Source organism: Pantoea sp. AG702, from assembly GCF_003182295.1.
In the GTDB taxonomy this organism is placed as follows: Bacteria; Pseudomonadota; Gammaproteobacteria; order Enterobacterales; family Enterobacteriaceae; genus Pantoea; species Pantoea ananatis.
Map to the genome: position 1 here is coordinate 767217 of NZ_QGTU01000001.1, position 25360 is coordinate 792576.

25 protein-coding genes are annotated in these 25360 nt (G+C 53.6%); 11 read left to right on the forward strand and 14 right to left on the reverse strand.

The features are described from left to right. Window positions 1–109: 109 nt before the first annotated feature. From glgX to DFO57_RS03725, 5 genes are all read right to left on the reverse strand, one after another. Window positions 110–2182, reverse strand: a complete 2073-nt coding sequence (gene glgX, locus DFO57_RS03705; protein ID WP_013025627.1) for a glycogen debranching protein GlgX — start codon at window positions 2180–2182, stop codon at window positions 110–112. A 59-nt stretch (window positions 2183–2241) separates the two neighbouring features. Then, window positions 2242–4773: a malto-oligosyltrehalose synthase gene (gene treY / locus DFO57_RS03710; RefSeq protein ID WP_110015087.1), complete on the reverse strand. Its 2532-nt coding sequence runs from the start codon at window positions 4771–4773 to the stop codon at window positions 2242–2244. Beyond that, window positions 4770–6557: a malto-oligosyltrehalose trehalohydrolase gene (gene treZ / locus DFO57_RS03715; RefSeq protein WP_014593619.1), complete on the reverse strand. Its 1788-nt coding sequence runs from the start codon at window positions 6555–6557 to the stop codon at window positions 4770–4772. Before treZ ends, treY begins: the two co-directional genes overlap by 4 nt. 473 nt (window positions 6558–7030) lie before the next feature. Continuing rightward, entirely contained in the window at window positions 7031–9295 is a 2265-nt protein-coding gene (gene katE / locus DFO57_RS03720) for a catalase HPII (protein ID WP_013025630.1), read from the reverse strand. Between the two features lie 520 nt (window positions 9296–9815). Continuing rightward, complete coding sequence (locus DFO57_RS03725; RefSeq protein ID WP_014605940.1) at window positions 9816–9992, reverse strand: general stress protein; 177 nt, start codon at window positions 9990–9992, stop codon at window positions 9816–9818. Between the two features lie 329 nt (window positions 9993–10321). On the opposite strand from DFO57_RS03725, the gene DFO57_RS03730 reads away from it, so the two are divergent. Continuing rightward, window positions 10322–11290: a UV damage repair endonuclease gene (locus DFO57_RS03730; protein ID WP_014593620.1), complete on the forward strand. Its 969-nt coding sequence runs from the start codon at window positions 10322–10324 to the stop codon at window positions 11288–11290. 47 nt (window positions 11291–11337) lie between these two features. On the opposite strand, the gene DFO57_RS03735 is transcribed toward DFO57_RS03730, so the two are convergent. Further along, window positions 11338–11526: a hypothetical protein gene (locus tag DFO57_RS03735; RefSeq protein ID WP_022622461.1), complete on the reverse strand. Its 189-nt coding sequence runs from the start codon at window positions 11524–11526 to the stop codon at window positions 11338–11340. A gap of 363 nt (window positions 11527–11889) precedes the next feature. After that, window positions 11890–12147, reverse strand: coding sequence for a biofilm development regulator YmgB/AriR family protein (locus DFO57_RS03745; RefSeq protein WP_014605938.1), 258 nt, complete (start codon window positions 12145–12147; stop codon window positions 11890–11892). A 675-nt stretch (window positions 12148–12822) separates the two neighbouring features. Here DFO57_RS03745 and DFO57_RS03750 point away from each other — a divergent pair. Continuing rightward, window positions 12823–13047, forward strand: coding sequence for a hypothetical protein (locus DFO57_RS03750; protein ID WP_014605937.1), 225 nt, complete (start codon window positions 12823–12825; stop codon window positions 13045–13047). 106 nt (window positions 13048–13153) lie between these two features. Here DFO57_RS03750 and DFO57_RS03755 read toward each other — a convergent pair whose 3' ends face one another. Next, window positions 13154–13945: a BPL-N domain-containing protein gene (locus DFO57_RS03755; RefSeq protein WP_110015088.1), complete on the reverse strand. Its 792-nt coding sequence runs from the start codon at window positions 13943–13945 to the stop codon at window positions 13154–13156. 240 nt (window positions 13946–14185) lie between these two features. Beyond that, window positions 14186–15067: a class A beta-lactamase gene (gene bla / locus DFO57_RS03760; protein ID WP_110015089.1), complete on the reverse strand. Its 882-nt coding sequence runs from the start codon at window positions 15065–15067 to the stop codon at window positions 14186–14188. 278 nt (window positions 15068–15345) lie between these two features. Here bla and DFO57_RS03765 point away from each other — a divergent pair, with 278 nt between their 5' ends. Beyond that, window positions 15346–16233 (forward strand): LysR family transcriptional regulator, encoded by an 888-nt coding sequence (locus DFO57_RS03765; protein WP_196492566.1) that lies wholly within the window; start codon window positions 15346–15348, stop codon window positions 16231–16233. A 145-nt stretch (window positions 16234–16378) separates the two neighbouring features. Here the strand turns inward: DFO57_RS03765 and DFO57_RS03770 are convergent, their stop codons facing one another. Continuing rightward, window positions 16379–16657, reverse strand: coding sequence for a hypothetical protein (locus DFO57_RS03770; RefSeq protein ID WP_014605934.1), 279 nt, complete (start codon window positions 16655–16657; stop codon window positions 16379–16381). 891 nt (window positions 16658–17548) lie between these two features. Here DFO57_RS03770 and umuD point away from each other — a divergent pair. The 5 genes from umuD to DFO57_RS03800 all read left to right on the forward strand — a co-directional run bounded on the left by umuD (window position 17549) and on the right by DFO57_RS03800 (window position 21366). After that, window positions 17549–17968, forward strand: a complete 420-nt coding sequence (umuD, locus tag DFO57_RS03780) for a translesion error-prone DNA polymerase V autoproteolytic subunit (RefSeq protein ID WP_014605933.1) — start codon at window positions 17549–17551, stop codon at window positions 17966–17968. A gap of 2 nt (window positions 17969–17970) precedes the next feature. Further along, the gene (umuC, locus tag DFO57_RS03785; protein ID WP_013025641.1) at window positions 17971–19233 is read left to right on the forward strand and encodes a translesion error-prone DNA polymerase V subunit UmuC; all 1263 of its coding nucleotides are present in this window, start codon (window positions 17971–17973) and stop codon (window positions 19231–19233) included. A gap of 148 nt (window positions 19234–19381) precedes the next feature. Then, window positions 19382–20227 (forward strand): glyoxalase III HchA, encoded by an 846-nt coding sequence (gene hchA / locus DFO57_RS03790; protein ID WP_110015090.1) that lies wholly within the window; start codon window positions 19382–19384, stop codon window positions 20225–20227. A 140-nt stretch (window positions 20228–20367) separates the two neighbouring features. Further along, on the forward strand, window positions 20368–21009 hold the full coding sequence (locus tag DFO57_RS03795; RefSeq protein WP_014593623.1) for a TetR/AcrR family transcriptional regulator: 642 nt from the start codon (window positions 20368–20370) through the stop codon (window positions 21007–21009). Between the two features lie 153 nt (window positions 21010–21162). Continuing rightward, window positions 21163–21366: a hypothetical protein gene (locus tag DFO57_RS03800; RefSeq protein WP_013025644.1), complete on the forward strand. Its 204-nt coding sequence runs from the start codon at window positions 21163–21165 to the stop codon at window positions 21364–21366. 172 nt (window positions 21367–21538) lie between these two features. Here the strand turns inward: DFO57_RS03800 and ycgZ are convergent, their stop codons facing one another. The 4 genes from ycgZ to DFO57_RS03825 form a co-directional block, all read right to left on the reverse strand. Beyond that, on the reverse strand, window positions 21539–21778 hold the full coding sequence (ycgZ, locus tag DFO57_RS03805; RefSeq protein ID WP_014605931.1) for a regulatory protein YcgZ: 240 nt from the start codon (window positions 21776–21778) through the stop codon (window positions 21539–21541). Window positions 21779–22011: 233 nt separating this feature from the next. Then, entirely contained in the window at window positions 22012–22281 is a 270-nt protein-coding gene (locus DFO57_RS03810) for a hypothetical protein (protein WP_014605930.1), read from the reverse strand. Between the two features lie 571 nt (window positions 22282–22852). Then, a complete protein-coding gene (locus DFO57_RS03820) occupies window positions 22853–23080 on the reverse strand; it encodes a YgdI/YgdR family lipoprotein (protein ID WP_014605929.1) in 228 nt (75 codons plus the stop codon). Between the two features lie 31 nt (window positions 23081–23111). Continuing rightward, entirely contained in the window at window positions 23112–23345 is a 234-nt protein-coding gene (locus DFO57_RS03825; protein WP_014605928.1) for a YgdI/YgdR family lipoprotein, read from the reverse strand. A gap of 230 nt (window positions 23346–23575) precedes the next feature. On the opposite strand from DFO57_RS03825, the gene uraH reads away from it, so the two are divergent. From uraH to pdxH, 3 genes are all read left to right on the forward strand, one after another. Further along, window positions 23576–23995, forward strand: a complete 420-nt coding sequence (gene uraH, locus DFO57_RS03830) for a hydroxyisourate hydrolase (protein ID WP_028715089.1) — start codon at window positions 23576–23578, stop codon at window positions 23993–23995. Between the two features lie 303 nt (window positions 23996–24298). Continuing rightward, on the forward strand, window positions 24299–24613 hold the full coding sequence (locus DFO57_RS03835) for an MliC family protein (protein ID WP_013025650.1): 315 nt from the start codon (window positions 24299–24301) through the stop codon (window positions 24611–24613). 23 nt (window positions 24614–24636) lie between these two features. Next, the gene (pdxH, locus tag DFO57_RS03840) at window positions 24637–25293 is read left to right on the forward strand and encodes a pyridoxamine 5'-phosphate oxidase (RefSeq protein WP_015700385.1); all 657 of its coding nucleotides are present in this window, start codon (window positions 24637–24639) and stop codon (window positions 25291–25293) included. Window positions 25294–25360: the final 67 nt, after the last annotated feature.

Consider the following 25360-nt stretch of genomic DNA (forward strand, 5'->3'; position numbering starts at 1 on the left):
GTTTTAACCCTGTTCAGCCTGGCAGCCCTGCGGCCCAGGTCAAGCGCAACGGTACCGGATGCGTATTGTTTAACCGTTACGCATCCGGTTCGCGCCGCGCCGGGCGTCCTTAAGGCCTTCTGAACAGCGCCATACTGCGGCCTTCCAGTTCAAAGTCCTTTTCTTTGGTGATCACCATCCCGTGTTTGCTGGTATCGCTGGTGGTCAGTTCCAGCACCCAGCCGCCCTCACCGAACTGAGGGATCTGGAAGGGCACATTACCTTCAAACGGGTTGATGAGCATCAGTACGTCATACCAGACGCCATCCTGATGTTGCAGATCGGGTCGGCCGATGTAGACACCGAGCGTTGAACCTTCGTCCCACTGCTCAGCCTGCTGCAGGCCGCCGCCGGCATTGAACCACTTGATTTCCATCCCGTCGCGCCAGCTTTCACGCCGTAACAGCGGCTGGGTTTTGCGCAGTGAAATCACATGACGGGTGAATTCACGCAGGGCTTCGGCCGAAGCGGGCAGGTTATCCCAGTGAACCCATGAAATTTCACTGTCCTGGCAGTACCCGTTGTTATTTCCCATCTGGCTGCGGCCAAACTCATCGCCTGCCAGCAGCATCGGGGTGCCGTGGGAGAAAAACAGCGTGGCCAGGAAGTTACGTTTCTGGCGCTCGCGAACGGCGTTAATGCCTTCGTCGTCAGTGGGGCCTTCCACGCCATAATTATAAGACCGGTTATCGTTGTGACCGTCGTTGTTGTCTTCACCATTGTCGGCGTTGTGCTTCTCGTTGTAGGAGACCAGGTCGTTCAAAGTAAAGCCATCGTGCGCGGTGATAAAGTTAACGCTGGCCCAGGGACGACGTCCGCGCTGATCGTACAGATCGCCAGAGCCAAGCAGACGGGCGGCAAAATCGGTCGGGACATTGTTTCCTTTCCAGTAATCGCGCACGGTATCGCGATACTGATCGTTCCACTCCGCCCAGCCCGGTGGAAAGCCGCCGACCTGATAACCACCGGGGCCAATGTCCCAAGGCTCACCGATCAGTTTTAAGCGTGAAAGCAGGGGATCCTGCGTAATGGCGTCAAAGAAGCCGCCGCGGGGATCGAAGCCTTCCGGTTCACGGCCCAGAATGGTGCCAAGATCGAAACGGAAACCATCGATATGCATAGAGTCCGCCCAGTAGCGCAGTGAATCCGTCACCATCTGTAACACACGCGGATGAGAGGTGTTTACGGTGTTTCCTGTGCCGGTATCGTTAATGTAATAGCGATGCTGATCGGGTAAGGTGCGGTAATAAGAGAAGTTATCAATACCTTTAAAGGACAGCGTTGGCCCCAGTTCATTGCCTTCCGCAGTATGGTTATAAACCACGTCAAGGATCACCTCAATGCCCGCGTCGTGGAAGGCGCGGACCATATCCCGGAAACCCTGAATGCCTCGCGGACCAAAATAGCGTGTCGCCGGAGAAAAAAAGTTCAGCGAGTTATAACCCCAGAAATTTTTCAGCCCTTTATCCAGCAGGTGCTGATCGTCCGGAAACCAGTGCACCGGTAACAGTTCGACGGAGGTAATACCCAGGCTCTTGATATAGCCCACCGTGGACTGATGACTCATGCCGTCGTAAGTCCCGCGCATTTCAGGCGGCAGCGCCATGTTCAACTGGGTAAAGCCTTTCACATGCGTTTCATAGACGATCGTTTCAGACCAGGGAACCTGCGGGCGGTTTTGGTCCTGCCAGTCAAATTCGTTGGGGTCGATCACGCGACATTTTGGCGTGAAAGGGGCGCTGTCGCGATCGTCGAACGTCAGATCTTTGTCTTCGTGATACAGGTCATAAGCGAAGTGCGCCTCATTCCATGCGATGTCCCCGGCCAGTTCGCGGGCATAGGGATCGACAAGGAGTTTATTCGGGTTAAACCGATGGCCGTTTTCCGGATCGTAAGGACCGTAAACGCGATAGCCATAGAGCGCGCCGGGCTGCAAGCCGGGCACGTAACCGTGCCAAATCTCATGTGTGAACTCGGGCAAATCCAGTCTGGCTATTTCATTTTTTCCGCTTGGGTCATAAAGACACAGCTCCACGCGTTCTGCATGGGCAGAAAACAGCGCAAAGTTTACGCCTTTGCCATCAAAGTTCGCCCCAAGTTGCTGGCCCGATCCCGACGTAATTTCAAAACGATGATTTGACATCTGTCCCTCTCAATTAACGAACCCCGTTACGGTGTTTCAATCCATGTACTGACCTGCTTTCAGCAAGCTAACAATGCCAGTGCCCAGTAGTTATTTAACGTTTCCAGCGGAATACGGTCGGTCAGATTGATCGTTTCGCCGCTCAGCACATTGCGATAACGGCGATGTGCCAGTTCATCCGGCAGCACGATCTCGGTGGCGGCCCAGTGCGTCGCTGGGGGCGCTTCCAGCTTGAGCTGCGCGTCGAACACAAGTCGGGATGTCACCACAATAAAGGCCTCACTGCCCTGGGTTCGCGCAAACGCCAGCAGCCTGTCGGACTGCGCGCCCTCAGCCGTAAGCGGCAGATAACTGCCCCGGGCAAAGAGTTCAGGCCTGTCCCGGCGTAAATTGAGCAGCGCCAGGGTGGCAAGCTGGTTAACCTGACCGCTGAGCCAGCTATCATGGCTACCGGGCAGGGCCGTCGTGGCAGAACGTAACATCGCTTCCAGGGCGGCATAATCCGGTTCGCGTCGGTTATCAGGATCGACCAGGCTGAAGTCCAGTGCTTCGCTTCCCTGATACACATCCGGCACCCCGGGCGCGGTCAGCTTAATGACTCTCTGGCTCAGGCTGTTCACCAGGCCGGCACGGATAAAGGGTTGCAGCGCCTCAACGAAATCCTGCAGGAAAGGCTGATTTGCAGGTGAGAGCAGGTGACGCGCGTAGCCCAGCACGGCCTGCTCGTACGCGGTGTTGTTCTCGGTCCAGTCAGTGCGCAGTTTGGCTTCACGCAGGGCTTTTTCGACATAGCCTGCGAAGCGTTCGGCAAGGGCATCCAGCCCCGCACTGTCCCGGGGATCTAAGGTGGGCGGCCAGACACCGGCGAGCGCCTGATACAGCATCCACTCCACGGACGGTTCCGGCGCAGGGCCGTCCTCAAGGGCACCCACGGCCTGGCGATTGAGTTCGCGCCAGCGCGCCACGTTCTCGGCCCAGCGCTGGGGGGCTTCCGTCAACGTGTAAAGCCGCGCGCGCGCGTCTTCGCCTCGCTTGGTATCATGCGTCGAGCTGGCGGAAAGGGCGTCCGGCTGACGCGCAAGACGCGTTGCCATCTCATGGTGAAACTGCTGCGGGGAAAACTGCGTCTGTAAGGGTTCCGCGCCCACCTCATTTAACGCCAGCGCGCTGTTCTGTCGGTAAAACAGCGTGTCTTCGATGGATTTCGCCATCAGCGGACCGGTGAGCTGCTGGAAGCGGGTCCGGAAGCTGTTCGCCAGCGCGGTGGACTGGCTGGCGACGTCGCCCTGCATGATCTGCAGCAGGAAATCGAGCATGTGGCTGTCAGGTGCATGTTCCGACGCCCTGACGCCGTCAGCGACGGCCTGAAGACGTTGTTGGTCGTTGGCAGGCAGGCCGTGCGCATTGCCGTAGGTTCGATAGACCGGGAACGCCACCAGCAGTTCGCGCAGTGCGCTGCGGAGCCGCTCGGGATCAATCGCGATGTGTTCCCCCTCGGCAATGGCGCTGGCCAGGTCCATCAGGCGCGAAAATTCCCCGGCAAAATTGCGATCTGCCATCAGGCATTTTGCCTTACGAAGTTCGTCGTCCATCTGCACGACCTGGCCGCTGACGCTTTCACAGGCCTGGCGGAGGGCGTTGAGAGAGTGATTATCAACCAGCACATGCGACAGCGCGGCGATAAACTCATAGCCTGTGGTGCCGGAAATTGGCCAGTCGCTGGGGATCTGCTCGCCTTCACCCAGGATTTTCTCAACGGTGATATAACATGCCTCGCCGGCCTCGCGACGCAACTGCGTCAGATAACCTCTAGGATCGGCCAGTCCGTCAACGTGATCGACGCGCAGGCCGTCAACCGCGCCGCTGTGGACCAGTTCCAGAATAAGCCGGTGTGCATCCCTGAAGACGGTGGGATCTTCAACCCGTACGCCAACCAGCCCGGTCACCTCAAAAAAGCGGCGGTAGGAGAGGTCCCGTGCGGCATCGCGCCACGACATCAGCCGCCAGGGCTGCTGTTGATGCAATGCATCCAGCCCGGCTTTGCTGCGCAGCTGGAGCACGGCTTCTTCCTGTCCCTGCCAGCTTTCCGGCGTAAGCGGATAGTAACTTTCAAAATAGGCCAGCGCAGGCTTGCCGGTCTGGGGATCGCGTTTAACGGCAAGGTCGCCGTTCTCCAGAACGGTATCAATATCATCACCCAGAAACGGCAGCGTCAGACGGCGTGACCAGTCGATGTCGAAGTAGTCGGCATAGCGACTGTCTTTACCGTGTTCAAGCACGTCGTGCCACCAGCCGTTCTCCAGCGATGCCGCCATGTGGTTGGGGACGATATCAATGATAAGCCCCAGTCCGGCCTGTTTTAACGTGCTGACCAGACGATCAAACCCCGCGCGTCCGCCAATCGCCGGGTCGATTTCATTAACATCGGTCACGTCATAACCGTGAGTGGAGTCACGGGTGGCGGTAAAGATCGGTGAGGCATAGAGATGGCTGATCCCCATTTTTTTCAGATAGGGCACCAGCGCTGCAGCGCGATCGAAGGTCATGCCATTGCGGAACTGAATACGGTAGGTGGCGGTTGGAATGCTCATTTAGGTTCTCCGGCAGCCAGACGAACAACGATCGCGTTTTGAGGGAGCGCATCGGTGGATTCTGGCCAGGCGAAGATCGTTTCGCCCGGCATCGCCGGCAGGGCGCGATCCTGTTCGCCGATGTTGAATGCCATTGATAACGTGCCCGCCGGGAAACGCCAGCTCACGGCAACAAATCCCTCTGCGGTGTCCAGTACCTTTCCGCTGTTTCCACCCGCCGTCGCCAGCAGCGGCACAATATGCTGCTGCCGGAGTGCCAGTAGTGAGCGGGTCAGCTTCAGCCAGCGTTTTCCTTCTTCGCTCTCCAGCTTGCTCCAGTCCAGTTTTGAACGGGTAAAGGTCGCTTCATCGTTAGGATCGGGAACGCTCTCGCCCTCATGACCGGCATGTCCTTCAAACTCTTTCGCCCGGCCTTCCCGCACGGCTTTCGCCAGATCGCCATGGAAATCGGTAAAGAACAGGAAAGGATGGGTTTCGCCGTACTCTTCCCCCATGAACAACAAAGGGATATGGGGCGACAGCAGCAACGTTGCCAGCAGCACCTGAGTACGTTCGGCACCGGCCAGAGAAATCAGCCTTTCTCCCTGCGCACGGTTGCCAGTCTGATCGTGGTTCTGGATAAAGTCCACGAAGGCCACCGGCGGCTGTCCGGTACTGTCAACACCGCGCGCTTCACCAGACTGCACTGAGACCTCGCCCTGGTAGACAAACCCTTCAGCCAGCGCGCGTGCCACACGTTTTTCCGGCCGATCGGCAAAATCTTTGTAATAGGCATGCGTTTCACCTGTGGCAAACACATGAACGGCATTATGAAAGTCATCATTCCATTCGCCGGTGAACAGTGGGGCGGTGCCATCTTCCGCTCTGGGATGCAGGAAAATCACGTTGCGACAGTCTTCGGTGGTGAGATGGATCTGGCGCTCGGGAATATCTGCGCGAATGCGTTCAGCGATGTCGATCAAAACAGGCGTGTCGGAAACGTCTTCAATCTGGTCGATGGCATCGAAGCGCAGGCCGTCCAGGTGGTATTCCTGCAGCCAGTAGAGCGGGGCTTCAACAATATAACGTCGCACCGCATCCACATCATAGGCAATGCCGGCGCCCCATGGCGTCATCCGGTCTTTATGGAAGAAGTCTGGTGACAGCAAGGGCAGATAATTCCCTTCCGGGCCGAAGTGGTTAAGCACGATGTCCAGAACAACCGCCATGCCATAGCCATGAGCCGCGTCAATAAACGCTTTAAAGTCATCGGGCGTTCCGTAAGCGGCATGTGGCGCGTACAGGAGCACGCCATCGTAGCCCCAACCGCGCTGCCCGCCAAACTGAGAAACGGGCATGACTTCAATCATGGTAATGCCGGTTTCCGCCAGATAAGGCAGTTTCTTTATCGCAGCCTGGAACGTGCCTTCTTCGGTGAAGGTGCCCATATGCATTTCATAAACCACGCTTTCCTGCCACGGGCGGCCTTGCCAGGTGGTGTTCTGCCAGCGGTAGTGAGCAGGATCGACGACCAGAGACGGGCCGTTAACGTCATTCTGTTGCGCGCGTGAAGCGGGATCGGGAATCACCGTGCCATCGTTCAGCACAAAGTTATAGGTTGCCCCCGCCTGTACATCGCTGACCTGCAGCTCAAACCAGCCGTCTCCGGCGGGCGTCATGGCAAGATCTTTATCCGAAAGTCGTAAACTAACCTGCTGTTGACCCGTTGCCCAGACGCGGAAACGCACGTTGCCATCGGCCAGATATTCGCTTCCCCAACTCTTAAAAAAAGATGTAGATACCATTCCGTTGCCTCTTTAACCAGAAAGTACGCAATAAGCACCACCACGCTATCGGTAAGCCGATGATGCGAATGCAAAATGATGTTAGCGAGATCAGGAGCCCGGGAGGTCGATGCGCCTTAACAGCCTTTCCCCGTGCCATTATTCAGATATTGTTATGTGTAATACCGCATGAGGCACCCGGCAGTGCCTGCTTCACACAACACTCTCAACAAATAATCATAGACCAGGTTCCAACATTTACTGCCGCCGCGCGCAATGTACCCTGTGGCTTTTTCCCCCAGCGAGGCCGGGCTGTCCGATGAGCCCGGCCTCCATTTGCCTCTGCACAGGGGAAATCAGAAAAAGAGCACGGGCATCAGGCAGAAAAAAACCGCCTTTAACAGCGGTTTTGACGCAAACAGACCAGGTGGACGCCCATTCTGCGTGCGTTTAAGGTGTCAGCCCTCCCGTGGCAGGGCGGGCTGCTCCTGTCATCAGGCCGGAATGGATTCGGCCTTCTGGCTACGCGACCAGACGCGGTGTTCTGCCATCGCAGCAGTAAAATCATTCATCAGCGCGATTTCAGCATTATCGGCTTCCACGATGCCTTCCTCCTGCTGATTTTCATCCAGATCAAACTGCGCTTTGAAACGGCGTGCTTCACCACTCAGGCCAATGACTTTCAAATGTTTGTAAGCCTCCAGCAGGAAGTAGCGTGCATCTCCGCTTTTCAGCAGGGCATCCACGTTACCGTCGGGGACGATCACCGCATCAAAGGTCAGCGAAGGTAGCCCGTTAAACGTGGCATCGATCGGCAACAAAGAACCATCGTCTGCGCTGACCTGGCCCATATGCGCCGCCAGCAGTTTGGTGTGCACGCCAGCAGCGGTGAGATGCTGCAGAATAGCCAATACGTCGTCGGCTTTTACGCCTTCGCTCAGCAGCAGCGCGACCTGACGGCCTTTGATGTCGGCATCGGGAATGGCATACAGGCTCAGGCTGTCATCGCGCTGCAGGCCATTGACGTCTTTTGGCGGGGCGGTGTTGAGCTGCTCATCGCTGAGATCAATCCCGAGGTTGGCGGCCACCCCTTGGGCCAGTTTGACATCGATGCGCAACAGATGGTCCACCACGCGTTCACGGATGTAAGGGCGGGCCACCTTACTCAGCTCAAAAGAGTAGGCGGCAATGATGTGCTGCTGTTCAATGTCAGTCTGGCTGTTCCAGAACAAACGCGGCTGGGCATAATACTCACCAAACGAGGGGCTACGTTCGCGGACTTTGTGGCCTTCAACGCGCTCCTGATAGCTTTCGAAACCACCCCCTTTTGCGGCAGGCGGTGTTTCCCGTGGCCAGTTGTCGTTGATGGAGTTGGGTTCGTAGTTGGCCGGATTCGTATCAATATCCATCCGGTGCATGCCCTGGCGCTGGAAATTGTGGTACGGGCAAACCGGGCGGTTGATCGGGATTTCGTGGAAGTTTGGCCCACCGAGGCGGCTGATTTGCGTATCGGTGTAGGAGAACAGACGGCCCTGTAACAGCGGATCGTTAGAAAAATCGAGTCCCGGGACGAGATGTCCTGGATGAAAGGCAACCTGTTCCGTTTCAGCAAAGAAGTTATCCGGATTGCGGTTCAGCACCATTTTGCCGACGCGCACGACGGGCACCAGCGCTTCCGGAATCAGCTTGGTGGCGTCCAGAATATCGAAGTCGAACCGGAACTCATCTTCTTCCGGGATCATCTGCAGGCCAAGCTCAAATTCCGGAAAATCTCCCGCTTCAATCGCTTCCCACAGATCGCGGCGGTGGAAGTCGGGGTCGCGACCGGTCAGCTTCTGGGATTCATCCCACAGCAGCGAGGCTTTGCCTGCCAGCGGTTTCCAGTGGAAACGAACAAATGTCGCTTTGCCTTCATCGTTAATCAGGCGGAAGGTATGAATACCAAACCCCTCCATCGTGCGGTAGCTGCGCGGAATACCCCGGTCAGACATCGCCCAGATCACGTTGTGCAGAGTTTCAGGCTGTAGCGACACATAGTCCCAAAACGTGTCGTGAGCACTCTGTCCCTGAGGGATTTCATTATGCGGCTCAGGCTTTACCGCATGTACAAAATCGGGAAACTTGTGGGCGTCCTGTATAAAGAACACCGGTGTGTTGTTACCGACCAGGTCGAAAACGCCTTCATCGGTGTAGAACTTGGTAGCAAAACCACGAATATCACGCACCGTATCCGCTGACCCCGCGCCGCCCTGGACCGTCGAGAAGCGCACAAATACCGGCGTGATCTGCTCTGGCTCACTCAGGAAGTGCGCCTTAGTTACATCCTTTAGTGAGCAGTAGGGCTGAAAGTAGCCGTGGGCGGCTGAACCGCGCGCATGCACGATGCGCTCCGGAATGCGCTCATGGTCAAAATGCGTGATTTTCTCCCGCATGATGAAGTCTTCAAGCAGCGTCGGCCCACGTGAGCCGGCGCGTAATGTGTTCTGATCATTTGCAATACGGGTGCCCTGATTGGTCGTCAGCGGGCTGTCCGTTCCGTTTTTACGGTTCGCTTCCAGTTGATCGAGTTTCGTGCTGTGCGTGTCGGGTGCTTTAAGGCTACCCGGCGCGGTGGGTTTTTTACCCGGCGGCGTCGGTTCGGCTGGGGGTTGATGTGAACCCTCTTTAGGTGCCAGCGAGCCCAGTCCGGGTTGTGAGGATTCCGGACCCGTTGTGGGGGCTGGGTGATTCAGAGGATTATTCTTTTTCTCATTCGACATGACACGTTGCTCCAGCTTTTTTTTACTACTTGAGGTGCCAGTAAATATAGAACAACTTAATTAATAAGCTTATAAATATTGCGTTTAATGGCGCTGGTAAAATAATTATCGGATGGCGTAACGCAAAATCAGGGAGATATTAAGAAAGGAGAAAATAATTTAAGGATGAAACTAAATGGTTATTTAAGCGTGGCGGTGGTGATTTAATATATTGATATTTATCGGTTTGTTATTTATTAGGCGGGGAGGTTATTGTGTATTGATGGCGTGAAGCTGTTTTATCAAACCAGGCCTTTTCTGAAAATGCGGGGATTAAGTCGGTTACGCTTCGCTAAAGTCGGCTGAGTTTTATTTTTTCCGTTGCGCTTATTAACGCGCAAGCGAAGCCGATATTATCCGTGAGCAATCGGTATTTAAACATGGGGATCGTTATCCTTAACGGGAATAACAGGCAGGGGTGAGAAAGGGTGAAAATCGCCAGTCCATGGCGTATTACCTCCTTAAGGCGCCTTACTCAGATCTACTTAGAGGTGCGACGGCTGTTTTTGCCTCCTTTCCGACCGGCCTCCCTGGCTCTTTCAGGATCGTTTTTGAAATTACCTCCGCTGGCTTTGCCTCCTGCACTGCCCGCTTCACTGGCTCGCTCAGGATCGTTGGCAAAATTACCGGCACCACCTCTGTATTTCTGTTGTGTCATAGACAAGACCTCATATCAGGGTTCCTTAGATAAGAAGGACTAGCTAGTCACAGCGGTAAGTTTAGTTCTGATACGAAATTATGCCACTTTGTCATCCCTTGTTCCTGGACGAAATCTAAGGGTATTTACTTGTAAAATCAGTGAATAAATTCTGCCCGCAGGCTGAACAGGCCGGGCGCCGCAATGTGCTGTTATACGTCATCCGTTACACTCTGCCCGTCAGTGCGAAATTATTGGTAAAATCAAGCATTAACTTATTGATAGTTATGCTCTAAATGGCGAAATTTGAATTAGCTGTTACACTTTCTGAATACCGTTCAGGAGTGTTTATGAAATTAGGCTTTGCATGTAAGTACTTAAACGAACAGGGCAAGCAATATTTTCCCTTCCGCGCGACCACGCGTACCCGTTTTCTCGGTCTGGATGAGGCCCAGCGCACCGCGCTGATTTACGAGATTTCAAAGACAAATTTGCAGAACCTGTATCTGACGCTGGAAGCTATTGCGGCACTGCCAGAGGCGTTAAGGATGATGCGCATTGGCAGTGATTTACTGCCGCTGTATACGGTGCCGCAGGCAAAGCCGTTATTTGCAACGTTTTTACCCGAGCTGTATCCGCTGTTCGCCCGCTGCGGCGAGCTGGCGCGGACGCATCATATCCGGCTGTCATTCCACCCGGGACAGTACAGCGTGCTGGCGTCGGATAATCCTGATGTCGTGTCACGTGCCTTAGAGGATGTGGAATATCATGCTCTCTGTGCCTGCCTGATGGGCTACGGCAAAACCTTTCAGGACTTTAAAATCAACATTCATATGAATGGCAAACTCGGGTTTGAAGGGTTCAGGCAGGCATTTCAGCGGCTCAGCCCCGAAGCCCGGCTGATGCTGACGGTGGAGAACGATGAGATATCGTGTTCGCTGGATGATGTGCTGCAGGCCCGGGCGCTTTGCCCTGTGGTGCTGGATATTCATCATCACTGGGTTAAAGAGAATCAGTTTATTCAGGCCAGTGATGCAAGGATGGCGCAGATTATCGACTCCTGGCGCGGCGTACGCCCGGTGATGCACTACTCGATTTCGCAGGAGGGAATTATTCCGGCCGAAGGCTTTCCGGACCAGCAGGATCTCAGTGTGCCGAAAACCAAACTGCGTGCGCATTCTGATTACTATTTCAATGCCACGCTCAACGGCTGGGCCTTGTCCTTCGGCGACTTCGATATCATGTGTGAGGTAAAAATGAAAAACCTGGCGCGTGAACAACTGTATGACTGGGGCAGGCGTAATAGCCTGATTACCTGAGACGTGCCCGTTGCGGGTCTGAAGTGACGTCAGCGGCGGGCACCGGCTTACCCGGCCAGCAGCCCGCAGTGGCTGTTGCGCTTTGATCGCGACGGTCGCAGCGCGATCGGGAATGCCAGAAAATCGTTCAGGCCGGTATCCTTTGTCTGAGGATAACGCCGCGTAGCCAGCACCTGACCTGTTGCTTCGGCGATAACCTCTGCCAGCAGATCCCATTGGCTAAGGGCGCATATCAAAAGGCCTGCCGTTCGCCTTGACGGGCAGGGCCGATGAGAGGATCCGGGATGGGTTTCTGCCGCCAGCGAGTGTGTCCTTCGCTGGCGTTTCCCTGCTGACAGCCTAACGAAGGGGGAGGTTCCTCCTCGTACAGCTTGATGAGTGACGAAACATGCTTCTCCCAGCCGTAATTAAACCCAACGGCAGGAAAATTCACAGAAACGGGCGAAAGATAACGCGCGACGAGCAGGGTTATCACGCCCTCTTGCTCAACTATTGTCGTGAAAAGATTGCCAGACAGGCATAAAAAAGCCCCTGAATCAGGGGCAAATTTTTAGGGAAGGCAAAGCGTCCTTGCTAAGTAGCGTGTCATCACAACAAAATTAAAAACGAGCCTCGCCCGGCGTACGCTGAAGCACAATCTCCAGGGCCTGACGATAGATATCCTGTTTGGTCGCGTCGGTTTCGCTTTCCAGTTTATGGATTAAGCCCAGCACCATATCTTTTTCAGAAACGTGTGCTTTAAAGGCCGCGAGTTCTGACCAGGTCTCTGCAATCACATCTTTTTCACTGGTGAAATGCTCACCCGCATTCATGAAATATTCAGAAATCTGAGACTCGGTATTGGTTGTCGTTTGCATAGTAGCCTCAAAATCGTGGAAACCGTTTCTGCCCGTGGCAGAGAAAAATTTTGCATCTGAAGGTGGAAATCCACTCACCTTCAGATGCGGTGCAAGGCACCTTTCGTTACAAGTGACTTAACATCACGCCGTAAAGTTATACAAAAAAATTACCTTTGTACAATTTTTTGCGAAAAAAAATCGGTGGTCGGAGGAGTTTTTTCACCGTCAGCAACGCTTTGTAATGGCTCTGTTAGGTATTTTGCTCTGATTTATAAGGATTTTTTTCATATTTTCGCGTTTCTTTTTCCTCCTCGCTGTTGTACAAGACTGTACAAAGTTGTACAGATTGAGCTGTATAACCTGGAATAAAACGGCATCAAAACGCTGCCCGCCAGGAAAAATCTGTACAACATTGCGCTGATAAAGCCGCGTTGAGCGCGATCCCTGTCCGTTGGCCGGTGAGATAATCTGTCAAAGCGACAGGATGGCGTTGCGCTGCCGGGTGGTGAGATAGCGTCAGAGATGACGTCCATGTTGCATGCGCGTCAGAAATCAGAAAGAGGGCAGTAACAACCCTGTTTGTGCGTTACAGGGGCTTAATGCTGGCTTTGTGGGCGGCGTTGCAATAATTCACTTCCTTCTGCCCCCGCAGGACGTTAAGGTTTACGCCTCTCGAATCAGAAGGAAATGATAATGGTTAACGACTATTTTTCGCTGCCGCCGGCAGGCATGACACAGGAACAGCATAAACGTACGGTGGCGGTGGCGGCGGCACTGGCGGTGGCAAAAGAGTCCGTCAGCGCTTCAACGTCTGCGAATGGCTCGAAAGCGGCGTGGGATCTGCAGGCCGTGGCAAACGAAATCGCCAATCTGGCCGATGCGATTCAGGACGCGCTGGAGTCCGATAACGAAGTATAACGGTGTCAGTGCGCTGTCGTCAGGGCAGCGTCCGGCCCCTGGATTAGCCGCCGGGGCTCAGGTTGTCCGGGCGGCGCAGCCCGTCAGGCGTTGACGGCGATCCGCATTATTGCGCCGCGCGTTGTGTGGAGAAATAAGCCAGCAGGCGCGTCATCTTTTGCTGGGGTGAGGTGTCAGTTGCGCCACTGTCGCTGACGTCGCCCATCCAGCGCTCATCCGCTTCCGGATGCGGCCCGGTTAACACAACTGTCCCTTTGCCGTAGACGTAACGCGCCATCGCCACATCGCCATTACGGTAAAAAGCCACAGGTGTAAAACCGTCCTGCTGTGTCTGACCAACAAGATAAGGGCCATCCTGATAATAAAAGGTTTCTTGCCTGTGATCCCAGGTCACCGCGATCGTGTAATCACCCTCATCCGCGATGTGTGAGCCCGGACGTCCCACTTCAGAGTCAAGTGGCGAGGCGATGAGCCCCAGCCAGTTACTGTCCGCCAGGTAGGCTCCCATGCACAGACCGAGATAGCCTTTGCCACTGCGGACAAAATCCCGCACGGCACGGGCCCCTTCATCACCGAGCGCGTCATAGGCAGCGGGGATGTCCTGGTCGCCGCCGGGCTGGATATAAAGATCAAACTGACGCAGGTTCTGTGCATTCAGCTTTAGTTTTTCGTGCTCACCGATATAGGCAATGCTGAGTGGCATCGCGACGCCACGAAGCGCTTTCACCACCATTTCAGAACAGCCCTCACAGCCTGCCGCACCGCGATAAACGGCAACGTTTAGCGGAGCCTGTGCCGCCAGGCTAACGCCGGATGCGACGCTCAATGCAAACAGCATCGCGGTGAAAATCCCGCGTCGATAGCGGACATGTTGTAATGCGTCAGAAGCGAGGCGCATGTTGCATTTCCTGTCAGAAAAAGAAAGAGACGATTTCCGTAACGGCCGCTGCCGCAACGGAAAGCAGGTTGGCTCAGGCAGCGTGCCAGGCCGACATCAACATACCGCAATCTGATGTTCTTGAGCAACTGCTCAATTCAGGGCGGTGATTATCCCGCACTAACCCTTTTGGCCGACGAGGCTCTTGAGCACACCGCCGCCAGCGGGGTGGCGGTGTGCGCAGTCGCGCGCTGAACGCCCTTATTTGTTGTACCCTGAGGCGACAATTTTTGCTGCACCCGCCAGCACATCTTTACGCGCAGCGGCGTGCTTATCAGGCTGGGTGTAATAGGTTACCAGCACCAGCGGTGCATGATGCGGTGGCCAGATGACGGCAATATCATTGGTGGTGCCGTAATCACCGCTTCCGGTTTTATCTGCAACCGTCCAGCTGGCGGGCAGGCCAGCGCGTATGCTGTTAGCACCTGTTGTATTGCCTTTCATCCAGTCGGTCAGTTGCTGACGTTGCGCGGGTGCCAGCGCCTTGCCCAGCACCAGCTTTTTCAGGCTTTGCATCATGGCATCAGGCGATGTCGTATCACGCTTATCACCCGGGATAGCAGTATTCAGCTCCGGTTCTTTGCGATCGAGCCGAAAGGTGCTGTCGCCAATGCTACGTGCAAACGCATTGACCTGCTGCGGGCCACCCAGGCGGATCAGCAGTGCGTTCATGGCGGTATTATCGCTGTATTGCAGCGCCGCCGCGCTGAGTTCTGCTACCGTCATGGTGGCGCCGACGTGTTTTTCAGTGATGGGGTTATAGTTAACCAGGTCGGCTTTATGAATGGCGATTTTTTCACTCATCAAGCCGTCCGCGCTTTCGCTTTTTTTCAGGATGGCCGCAACGGCGAAAACTTTACTGGTGCTGCATAGCGGAAAGCGCGCATCTCCCCGGTAGGTGAAAACGGTGCCATCGGCGGTGTCGGTTACCGCCACACCCAATCGTCCGCCCGCGTTTTTTTCCAGCTGTTGGATGCCGCGTTGCAGTGCGGCCTCGTCAAAGCCGGCCTGGGCGGCAAGCGGTATCGCGAGTGCCAGCAGGGTAACGGCCGTGCTGGCGCGTCGTCTGAACAGATGAGTCATAGTCAATCTCCACTGATGAATGCCCGCCTCGCTGAACAGAGGCAAGGCATAACGGTTAGCCGCATCGTTGCGCGGTCAGGATTAAACGAAAAGTTGCCCTTCAGCCCCTCGTTAAACTTATGTCGCTTTAAAAGATGTCTCGCGCCTGGGAAGCTGTCCGCTGAGGCCTGCATCCTGCTATAGCACGTTTTTTCTGAAGAAAAGCGTTAGCGGAGGAGATGGTAGGGGATTTCAAAATTCCGACAAGCGAGATAATTTGAGAGGAGCCAAAAGAATTTCTGGGGGTAAATGTGAAACATGATGTTCCGCTTAACGCACTTCGGGCTTTCGAAGCCTCCGCCCGCCACCTGAATTTTACCCGCGCGGGCCTGGAGCTGTTTGTCTCTCAGGCCGCCGTCAGTCAGCAGGTCAGACTGCTGGAAGAACGACTGGGCGTCGTCTTATTCCGCCGGTTGCCGCGCGGTCTGGAGATGACGGATGAGTCCAGGCTGCTGTTTGCTGAAGTGTCAGAAGCCTTCACGCAGCTTGAAAACGCCTGGCGTCGTTTCGAAGGGGGTGAATACCGAGAGGTAGTGACTGTCGCCTGCGTGGGGACTTTTGCATTGGGCTGGCTGTTACCCCGGCTTGAGGCGTTCCGTCAGCAGCATCCGGCGCTGGAACTGAACGTACGCACCAACAATAACGTGGTCAACCTGGCGGGCGAGGGCGTGGACTATGCGATTCGGTTTGGCTCTGGCGCCTGGCCCGCCACGCAAAATGAACGGCTGTTTACGGCTCCGCTTACGGTGCTTTGTCGCCCCGACGTTGCCCGCCGCCTGCAACAACCCGCCTGCCTGTTACGGGAAAATCTGTTACGTTCCTACCGGGCTGATGAGTGGGACAGCTGGTTTACGGCAGCGGGGATCACACCGCCCAGGATCACCGGCCCGGTATTTGACTCGTCACGTCTGATGATTGAGGCCGCGTTTCATACGGGCGGCGTTGCGCTGGTGCCGGCGTGCATGTTCCAGCGTGAACTGGATGCCGGTACGCTGGCCCGTCCTTTTGCGCTAGAGATTGATGTCGGCAGCTACTGGCTAACCTGGCTCCGTTCAAAGAAGATGACGCCATCGATGGAAATATTCCGTGAATGGATAGGGCGGCGGGCAACAGGCGAAGGCGAATAGCCGGATAAGCCGGACAGCCTGTTGTGAATAACATTACTCGGGTCGAGGTAACCCGCGTTAACCGGATTAAGAGAGCAAGGCGGCCTGTGAGCCGCCAGCGGTTTTTTCACTGGCCCCTTCGTCACAGGCGTAAAAAAACAGGGATTCATTTTATTATGCCCACTCTGCGTTCAGGAATGCTCTGCGCCGCTTTTTCATTTTCGCTGGTTTCCCGGTAATTAAGAAACCAGATGATAAACTCACTGTTATTTTTCACGCCAAGCTTTTTCATGACACGTTGCTTAATATAATATGCAGCGTGCACGGGAAGCGCCATCCAGTCTGCTATTTTATTCATTTCCATTCCCGTCATAAAAAACCACGTTAATGAAATTTCATCGGTTGTTAAAGATACTTTCTGTCCGTGACGGTTTTTTAATTCCATGCTGTGCTCCTTTCCCTTATAAGGCTGTCAGGTCAGGGCGCATCATAGCGCTGGGCGGCGGTGAGAACACTTCACGTATTCTTTACTTATCTTAATAATTATATTAACAGTTAAATCAGGTGTTTATATGTCTTCATCAGATCTGATCTACGCAGGCATGATCAGAAGCAGTCAGGAAAAGCATCTCTTACCGCACCGCGATATCGGGCGCGCCCCGCCGGGGGCCAGCTGAAACGGCTTATCACTGACGGGCCAGGTTTCTGTGATTCCGCTTTATCGAACGGTGTGCTGTGCGTGCGGGGATAAATATCCTGTCCTGGCATCAGGCCGGGAAGAATAATAAAAACGGCCGGAGGTTAACGCAACAGGCGGCGCCTTGTGTCTTTCATGTTGTGTCTTTCATCAAATCGCTATCTGAATAGCGATACGTCGGCATGAATATAAGGCATAACGACAATCATTATTTGCAGTTTATTATTGGCAGAAAATTAAATCAGTCAGCGCCAGAATACAAATGCTGTCGATGTTTACGCTGCCGTTCATCGGGACCAAACAGAAAAGCGCGTTAATTAACGGGAAACATGCAGGTGAACGGCCCACTGAAATACCGTGCGTGTAACCGTTTCAGGGTCGTGAACATGACGCAGCCACGGCGTCAGACAAAAAGCGCGCCACGAACGAAACAGGTTAAGGCGCAGAGAAAGCCGCAGGTGAAAGAATGACCTGAATGCAGGATTGCTGAACAGTTGCGTAAAACCTGCCCGGCGCGGCTGCAAAAAAATCTGTATCCACATCAACCGCTTCATATAAACCCTTGCCATTTCACTTGATCAAACCCGTTGATCGCGATTACTGTAATTATATACAGTTATTTTGGAAGGGGAGGTAAATGTGGAGCTTATCAGGCCAGCAAACGTCAGTGCGTTACTCGCGTTGCCGCTGTTTATGGAGCGGGTGCCATGTGGTTTTCCATCGCCGGCTCAGGACTACGTAGAGCAACGTATTGATTTGAACAAGCTGATCGTTCAGCACCCCAGTTCGACCTACTTTGTACGGGTAAGTGGAGAGTCGATGACCGGCGCAGGCATTAATGACGGCGATATGCTGGTGGTGGACAGCGCGCTAAGAGCCTCGCATGGCGATATCGTGGTCGCCTCTGTCGAGGGGGAATTTACCGTTAAGCGTCTTCAGCTTCAGCCCTGTCTGCAACTGATGCCGATGAACCGGCAGTTTAAACCGATTGCGATTAGCACGGAGGATGCGCTGGAAGTGTTTGGTGTGGTGACCTATGTGATCAAGTCGGTTTATTAATCATGTTTGCGCTGGTGGACGTGAACAACTTTTATGCCTCCTGTGAAACGGTGTTTCGGCCCGATCTCAAAGGAAAGCCCATTATTGTGTTATCTAACAACGATGGCTGTGTGATTGCACGCAATGCGGAGGCAAAAGCCCTGGGCATTACGATGGCCGTGCCCTTTTTCAAAATGCGGGAGATTATTGCCCGTCACAACGTGCAGGTTTTTAGTTCCAACTACGCCCTTTATGCGGATATGAGTACCAGAGTGATGACGCTGCTGGAGGAAATGGCGCCCTCGGTAGAGATTTATTCCATTGACGAAGCCTTTCTGGATCTGACGGGCGTCAGTCACTGTATGTCGCTCGACACCTTCGGCCGCGAGATCAAAACCCGAATAAAAAAAGAAGTTCATCTCAATGTGTGCGTCGGCATTGCCCCCACTAAGACGCTGGCAAAGCTGGCTAACCATGCCGCAAAAAAGTGGAGTAAGACAGGCGGTGTTCTGGATTTGTCCAACAGAGAACGACAGAAAAAGTTGCTTTCACTTGTGCCGGTCGCCGATATATGGGGCGTTGGCAGACGGCTCAGCCAGCGACTTGAGGAAATGGGGATTAAAACGGCAGATGATTTAGCCTGCCAGAGCACCAGCCTGATTCGTAAAAATTTCAGCGTGGTGCTGGAGCGCACCGTAAGAGAGTTGCGCGGCGAACCCTGTCAGGATCTGGAGGCGCTCGAACCCACCAAACAACAGATTATGTGCTCACGCTCCTTCAGCAGTCGCCTGTCAGACTATGCGCAGGTGCGGCAGGCCGTCTGCACCTACGCCGAACGTGCGGCCGAAAAACTTCGCAAAGAAAAACAGTACTGCAGACAAATCGGTGTGTTTTTGCGCACCAGTCCACACGCGCCCGGCGAAAATTTTTACGGTAATCAGGCCACGGGGCAACTCCTGACGCCGTCTCACGATACGCGCGACATCATCCGGGTGGCGACCGAGATGCTCGACTATATCTGGATAGAAGGGCATCGCTATATCAAGGCCGGCATTGTCCTGAGTGATTTTTTCGACCATGGCGTAACGCAGCTGGATCTGTTCGACGAACGATCGGTTAACCCCGGCCGTAACGATCTGATGCAGGTGATCGATTTGATTCACAAAGAGGGCAAAGGAAAGATGTGGTTTGCTGGGCAGGGGACGGAAAAACGCTGGGCCATGAAGCGCGAGATGCTGTCGCCGGCTTACACCACCCGCCTCAGCGATTTGCCCGTGGTGAAGTGACGGCGGCCGTCGTGACATCGGTTTCAGGCGCGGTCATAAGACGGAATGCTCTCATAAAGGGTCCGTTTTGTGCTGCCGCTCTGCGTAAACCAGGCTTTCTGGTCTAGGATGAAACAGGTATTCATTCGCCCTTAAGGAGAGCATTGTCATGTCAGAACTCAGTAAATCTCCAGTGGCCGATCAGGCTGAACATAACGCGTTTTTCCCGTCAGCCTATTCTCTTGACCAGTTCACCAGCCCTAAATCCGATCTGAGCGATGCTGAATACGCGCAACCGTACTCAGGGCACAAAAAAATTCTGGTCATCTGCGCTGACGAGCGCTATCTGCCGCTGGATAACGACACGCTGTTTTCAACCGGGAATCATCCCATTGAAACCCTGCTGCCGCTGTACCACCTGTATCAGGCCGGCTTTCAGTTTGACGTGGCCACGCTGTCCGGACAGATGGTGAAGTTTGAACACTGGGCAATGCCCCAACAGGATGAGGTGGTGATCGGATTTTACAACCATTGCCTGGCGCTGTTCCGTTCACCTTTAACGCTAAGCGACGTGGTGGCATCACTTACGCCTCATTCAGACTATGCCGGTGTGTTTATTCCGGGGGGGCACGGTGCGTTGATTGGGCTGCCAGAAAGTGAGGCGGTCGCAGAGGCGATTCGCTGGACGCTGGCAAACGATCGTCATCTGATATCGCTATGCCATGGCCCGGCAGCGTTTCTTGCGCTGGGTAAAGGGGAAAACCCGCTTAACGGCTACGCTATCTGCGCATTCCCGGATTCAGCGGATAAGCAAACGCCCGATATCGGCTATATGCCGGGGCATTTAACCTGGTATTTTGGCGAGAAGCTTCAGGCAATGGGGCTCACGCTGGTCAACAGTGATATCAAAGGCACCGTACATAAAGACCGTCGGGTATTAACCGGCGACAGCCCGTTTGCCGCCAATGCGTTGGGTAAACTGGCTGCAGAAGCATTACTTAACGCTAACCGCTAAAGGCTCGCACGTGCGCCCTGAGCGGTCGCCTGCAATGCCTTCGTGCAGGCTTCTGCATCAGGGCTGGGATTCGGGGTATACTTGTGATCCACGCCTGAGATACAATCACGGGTGCATATCGTTTTCGGCCAGTGCCGAAGATGTCGCCTTTCACATTGGTCGTCATGAACAGCCAGCTATCTACAGCCTGTAAACACAGAGAACGCGGTCGGCCCAGAGAGTTCAATATGGAACAGGCTCTGGACAAGGCAATGATTGTGTTTCGGCAAAAAGGCTATCATGCCGCATCGCTGGCCGATCTCGGTGAAGCAATGAACCTCTCTGTCGGCAGCATCTACAAGGCTTTCCAGGATAAGCGTTCATTGTTTTTGCTGGTCTTTCAGCGCTATATCGCCGTTCGCAATGCGGATTTGCGGGAGCGGCTGGCTCAATACGCCACCGGCCGCGCGAAGCTAAGCGAGCTGTTGCAGTTTTATCTGGACTCCTCTCGTGGTGGTGAAGGGCGCACCGGCTGTCTCGTGGTCGGCAGTGCCATTGAGCTACAGGTGCTCGACGCAGAGCTGTCGCAGTTGGTTGCCCAGGTGATCAACCGCAATAAGCACTTTCTGATGTCATTACTGGAAGAAGGGCAGCACGATGGCTCAATATCCGCCGATCTTGATATTGAAACGGCCGCAGGCCTGATTTTGCGTATCGCATTTGGCATGCGCGTCACGGGCAAGGTCGCCGATGTTGCCAATGAGCAAGCGACCATCGCCCTGGCCTTGAAAATACTGGATTAACATTTGTCTATTTAGGAAGCGAATATTTCCTAAATTATAGCGCGAAGATGACAGCTAACGCATGAGATCTGGTGCGCTAACAGGACGAATGGAAAAGCGCCATTTTGATAAACGAATGAATATTAAATGAAAAGTAAAGTTTGAGGAAAATGCGTGAAACAAAACAGGACAGAGATCGGTGAAGAAATACACGCGCTTTTAGGAAGGATTGTGTCAGGTATTCTTCAGCCCGGAGAAGCGGTGACGGTACAGGACATTATCAGCGCGCTGCACCAGCAAAGTCTTCAGACGGCGTGCGAAAAGACCAGGCTGACTTGCGAACAGGCCATCCGCATCCTGGCGCATAAACTTCACTAGCGTGTGAGGATCATTTGCCGGACAGGGTTCTGCAAAGCAGCGGAAGCAACAGAAACAGTAAAAGTAGTAGAAACAACAGAAACAGTAACAGCACCAGAAGCAGTAACAGCGGTTATGCCGCTACTGCTCTGACAAAGATGACCCGCCCGAATAACGGCAGTCAGTTGCCGTGTCACCGCCCAAACAGCAACCCAATCAATTCACGACAAAGACGCTCTTCTTCCTGACTTGCCGACAGCTCAAGGCGACGCAGCAGTTTAGTACAGATAGATTTACGGTTTACGTTCTGACCTGCGCGTAAAATATCAACAACGATCTGTCCCAGCAGCTCTTGCTGTGAAGGCAGGTTCGCCGCAGAAAAATAACGTGAGATATCGTCGGCGCTCTGAGGTAGGCGATGATTGTGTTGCATAGGTGCTCTCGCAGTGGTCCAAAAGTCGTCAGTTGAAAGTAGCATAAAGTTATACAATAAAATAAAACTTGTACAGCTATTTCGATGTAAAAATGAACGGTTGCTGGCGGAGAGGGAAAAAGCAGGGTGCAACAGCCCGTTGACAAGGGAAAACAAAGAAGAGAGCAGGGCCGGACCAAGGTAACGCGGACGCACAGCGCGCCCGCGTAGAGGGATAACCCCTGACCGGAGGGTTAGTGTTCGGTCAGGTTGGCAGGCACCTGGCCAGTAACGGCCATCCAGTTGAGCTCTGCCCGCTCCCGTGTCGCGACGTTAATAAAGCTCTTAAGCCATTTACGGGCATCCGCGATTTGAATGACCCGCTCGTCGTCGATTTCATTGTCCGCCATAACGCTCAGCTGGCGAATCAGCGAAACCACAGTTATCTCCTCATCCTGTAGGGCCAGGTTCACCGCAGCTTCACCAATAATCTTATGGCCGGTAGCTTCATCGTGAAAATACATATGCACCTCCTGAGTGAGTGAGAATGTCGTCGACCCAATAATTAGTCTAGTAAAAGAAATGCATAGTGAAAGCCTAATTTCATTAGGCATTACCTATCAAAGAAAGCCGTGAAAAAAGTGAACTTTGTGATAAGCGCGCTAAGCTCTTAAAAAGCAGGGAAAAAGCGCAATCAGAGAGGTTTTCCAGAAAGAAATTGAAGTGATTAAAGCACTAGATACGCGGTCATTGGCCTGAAATTAAGATAGGTGCTTGACAGTTAAAGGCCGAAATTGCGGCACTATTCGGATCGTAGCAGGTAAAATAAACCTGTTATGAGGCCCTAAAAGCGTTAAAAAAAGATCGCCAGACCGGCGAAAAGTCAGACGCAAGATGAAAAGTCACCTTAAGCTGGAAGCAGATAGCAGAAAACAGAACGGGTCTGACGTCACCCTGTTTACATTCGATTCTGACATCAGAATAAACCGGAGCGTGAGCGGCGTATTAACGAGCAGGGGAGACGATAAGGCGAGGGGAAACAGAACAGGGCTGCGGGCAATAAAAAAAGCCGCCCTGTTCGGGGCGGCACATTTATTAGTTTGGAACTTCTGAAACGGCTTTAACGTCGGTTTTATTAATCTGCTGTTTCACACCGTTTGCATCGGTGTAGCCCAGTAAACCGGCGTCAGATTCAGAAGGTTTGCCGTCACTAATAATGGTACGGCCATCGTTAGTGTGAATGGCATAGCTGGTACGAGTACAGCCACTTAATGCGGCCATGCCGATCAAAACGGCCAGCGGTAAAATCAGCGTCTTCTTCATAGTCTTCACCTTATATCCATGATGGAATTAATTAGTTATCAAGTTCACTCATGTTGCTGATCTGATCGCGATTAATTTGTTCGGTTTTGCCTGTTTGTGCATCACGATAAGAAACCAGCCCCGTATCGCTGTCAATTTGAGGCTTACCGTCGGTCACTATCGTGCGGCCGTCTGATGTTTTAATAGATTGGTTTGAAGAGCAACCTACTAACGTTGCCAGGGACAGAGCAAGTAAAACGGCGGCTGAGAAGGATTTAGTATGCATTTCATCTCCTTGAAGTGGACCTTGAATTAAACAGCATAGACGCTTTTGAGATTTTTGCAGGCCAAAGCGCGAAACGACATAAATGATGAAAAGAAAATAGCGCGAATAGCTAAAACAGAGCAGGAAAGCATCCTGTCTCTCAGAAAATTCACATTTAACGCCTGTCGTTAGGTATTTCATCGGGCGCTCTGTAACCTTGGTAACAGGTTAACTAAATAAAGGAATCGACAATGAAATGGCAAATGAGTGCAGTCGCAGCATTATTAATGGGTTCAGTGAGTGCTTATGCAGCACAATCAGACAGCATGAAAAATCCCCTGAGCGTTCATGTATTAAATCTGGAGTCGGGCACGCCAACGCCGGGTATTTCCGTTGACCTTGAACATAAAGAGCAGGATAAGTGGGTAAAACTTTCCTCCGGTGTTACCGATAAAAACGGCAGAATTAGTGCGCTGTTTCCCGCAGGGAAAAAAGTTGAAACAGGCGATTACAAAGTCGTCTTTAAAACAGGCGATTATTACCAGAAAGTTCAGCACAAATCCTTTTTCCCGGAAATTCCGGTGATATTCCACATGGAAAGCAGCGAGCCTCATTACCATATTCCGTTACTGCTGAGTCCCTACGGCTATTCAACCTATCGCGGTAACTAATCTCACCCGGCAGCGTCACTGCTCAGCGTCACTGCCGGCCCAGTGAGGGGCACTTCGCGTAGGCAGCATGCCGCTGCTGACCCTCTACCTGCCGCCCTGCGTCTCCTGCAGGGTGGCGGAACGCGCCCGCCGTATTCGTCTTTATTCCACTGCCTTATTTAAACACTTTTGCTGATGCCCAGGCTATCATCGGTTAAATTGCCCTGACAGGTCGGTGCGCCCGCGTGGCTCTCCGGCGAAGGTCAATGACACCTAATCAAGCAGAACGCCCCATGCCCTGCTTTCCGTACAGGAGAATCGCTGATGTTAAAAGGATTAACCGTGGCTGCTGTGTTAGTGCTGTCGGGCTGTAGCCTGATGCACAAGTCGTCGCCCGCGCCAGAAACGTTACACTACCGCTGTGGCACATTGCCGCTCACCGTGACGCTGGATAATGCCAAACAGCAGGTAAGCTTTATCATGGACGGCAAGCCGCTGACCCTGACACAAACGGTTTCCGCTTCCGGCGCTCGCTACAGCGACGGTCACTATGTTTTCTGGTCCAAAGGAAACGGCGCCTTTATTGAGCGCAATGATAAGATCGTTGTAAACGATTGCGAGTTGCAACCTGCCCGTTAACGTTACCGGAGTGAATGTGCATCATGAGTGACAGTGACATGCTACAAACTATTGCCCATCTGCGCCGTGAATATACGCGAGGTGGGCTGCGTCGCAAGGATCTACCCGATAATCCGCTGGCGCTGTTCGAAAGCTGGCTAAAGCAGGCCTGTGAGGCGCAACTTCCCGATCCCACCGCCATGACGGTGGCCACGGTGGACGAGCAAGGGCAGCCTTATCAACGTATCGTGCTGCTCAAGCACTACGATGAGCAGGGCATGGTGTTTTACACCAACCTCGGCAGCCGTAAAGCACAGCAGCTGGGTCACAACCCGCGTATTTCCCTCCATTTTCCCTGGCACTTTTTAGAGCGTCAGGTGATGGTGTTGGGCGAAGTCGAGAAGCTGTCGCCGCTGGAGGTATTGAAATATTTCAGCAGCCGTCCCCGTGACAGCCAGATTGGCGCCTGGGTTTCCCGACAGTCGAGCCGGATCTCTGCCCGCGGCGTTCTGGAAGGCAAGTTTCTGGAGCTGAAGCAAAAATTTCAGCAGGGTGATGTGCCGCTGCCCAGCTTCTGGGGCGGTTATCGGGTGAAATTTAATACGATGGAGTTCTGGCAGGGGGGCGAACATCGTCTTCACGATCGTTTCCTCTATCAGCGAGATAACGACGGCTGGAAAATTGACCGACTCGCGCCGTAAAACTGCGTTTTCCCCCTCATCAGCGCTGGCACAGAAGGCGTCAGCGCTTTATGCTATAGCCCTTAAT

Bases quoted from the DNA above. Each gene is read 5' to 3' on its own strand.
- glgX (WP_013025627.1), bottom strand. From the start codon at position 2,182: ATGTCAAATCATCGTTTTGAAATTACGTCGGGATCGGGCCAGCAACTT.
- treY (WP_110015087.1), bottom strand. From the start codon at position 4,773: ATGAGCATTCCAACCGCCACCTACCGTATTCAGTTCCGCAATGGCATG.
- treZ (WP_014593619.1), bottom strand. From the start codon at position 6,557: ATGGTATCTACATCTTTTTTTAAGAGTTGGGGAAGCGAATATCTGGCC.
- katE (WP_013025630.1), bottom strand. From the start codon at position 9,295: ATGTCGAATGAGAAAAAGAATAATCCTCTGAATCACCCAGCCCCCACA.
- DFO57_RS03725 (WP_014605940.1), bottom strand. From the start codon at position 9,992: ATGACACAACAGAAATACAGAGGTGGTGCCGGTAATTTTGCCAACGAT.
- DFO57_RS03730 (WP_014593620.1), top strand. From the start codon at position 10,322: ATGAAATTAGGCTTTGCATGTAAGTACTTAAACGAACAGGGCAAGCAA.
- DFO57_RS03745 (WP_014605938.1), bottom strand. From the start codon at position 12,147: ATGCAAACGACAACCAATACCGAGTCTCAGATTTCTGAATATTTCATG.
- DFO57_RS03750 (WP_014605937.1), top strand. From the start codon at position 12,823: ATGGTTAACGACTATTTTTCGCTGCCGCCGGCAGGCATGACACAGGAA.
- DFO57_RS03755 (WP_110015088.1), bottom strand. From the start codon at position 13,945: ATGCGCCTCGCTTCTGACGCATTACAACATGTCCGCTATCGACGCGGG.
- bla (WP_110015089.1), bottom strand. From the start codon at position 15,067: ATGACTCATCTGTTCAGACGACGCGCCAGCACGGCCGTTACCCTGCTG.
- DFO57_RS03770 (WP_014605934.1), bottom strand. From the start codon at position 16,657: ATGGAATTAAAAAACCGTCACGGACAGAAAGTATCTTTAACAACCGAT.
- umuC (WP_013025641.1), top strand. From the start codon at position 17,971: ATGTTTGCGCTGGTGGACGTGAACAACTTTTATGCCTCCTGTGAAACG.
- hchA (WP_110015090.1), top strand. From the start codon at position 19,382: ATGTCAGAACTCAGTAAATCTCCAGTGGCCGATCAGGCTGAACATAAC.
- DFO57_RS03795 (WP_014593623.1), top strand. From the start codon at position 20,368: ATGTCGCCTTTCACATTGGTCGTCATGAACAGCCAGCTATCTACAGCC.
- ycgZ (WP_014605931.1), bottom strand. From the start codon at position 21,778: ATGCAACACAATCATCGCCTACCTCAGAGCGCCGACGATATCTCACGT.
- DFO57_RS03810 (WP_014605930.1), bottom strand. From the start codon at position 22,281: ATGTATTTTCACGATGAAGCTACCGGCCATAAGATTATTGGTGAAGCT.
- DFO57_RS03820 (WP_014605929.1), bottom strand. From the start codon at position 23,080: ATGAAGAAGACGCTGATTTTACCGCTGGCCGTTTTGATCGGCATGGCC.
- DFO57_RS03825 (WP_014605928.1), bottom strand. From the start codon at position 23,345: ATGCATACTAAATCCTTCTCAGCCGCCGTTTTACTTGCTCTGTCCCTG.
- uraH (WP_028715089.1), top strand. From the start codon at position 23,576: ATGAAATGGCAAATGAGTGCAGTCGCAGCATTATTAATGGGTTCAGTG.
- DFO57_RS03835 (WP_013025650.1), top strand. From the start codon at position 24,299: ATGTTAAAAGGATTAACCGTGGCTGCTGTGTTAGTGCTGTCGGGCTGT.
- pdxH (WP_015700385.1), top strand. From the start codon at position 24,637: ATGAGTGACAGTGACATGCTACAAACTATTGCCCATCTGCGCCGTGAA.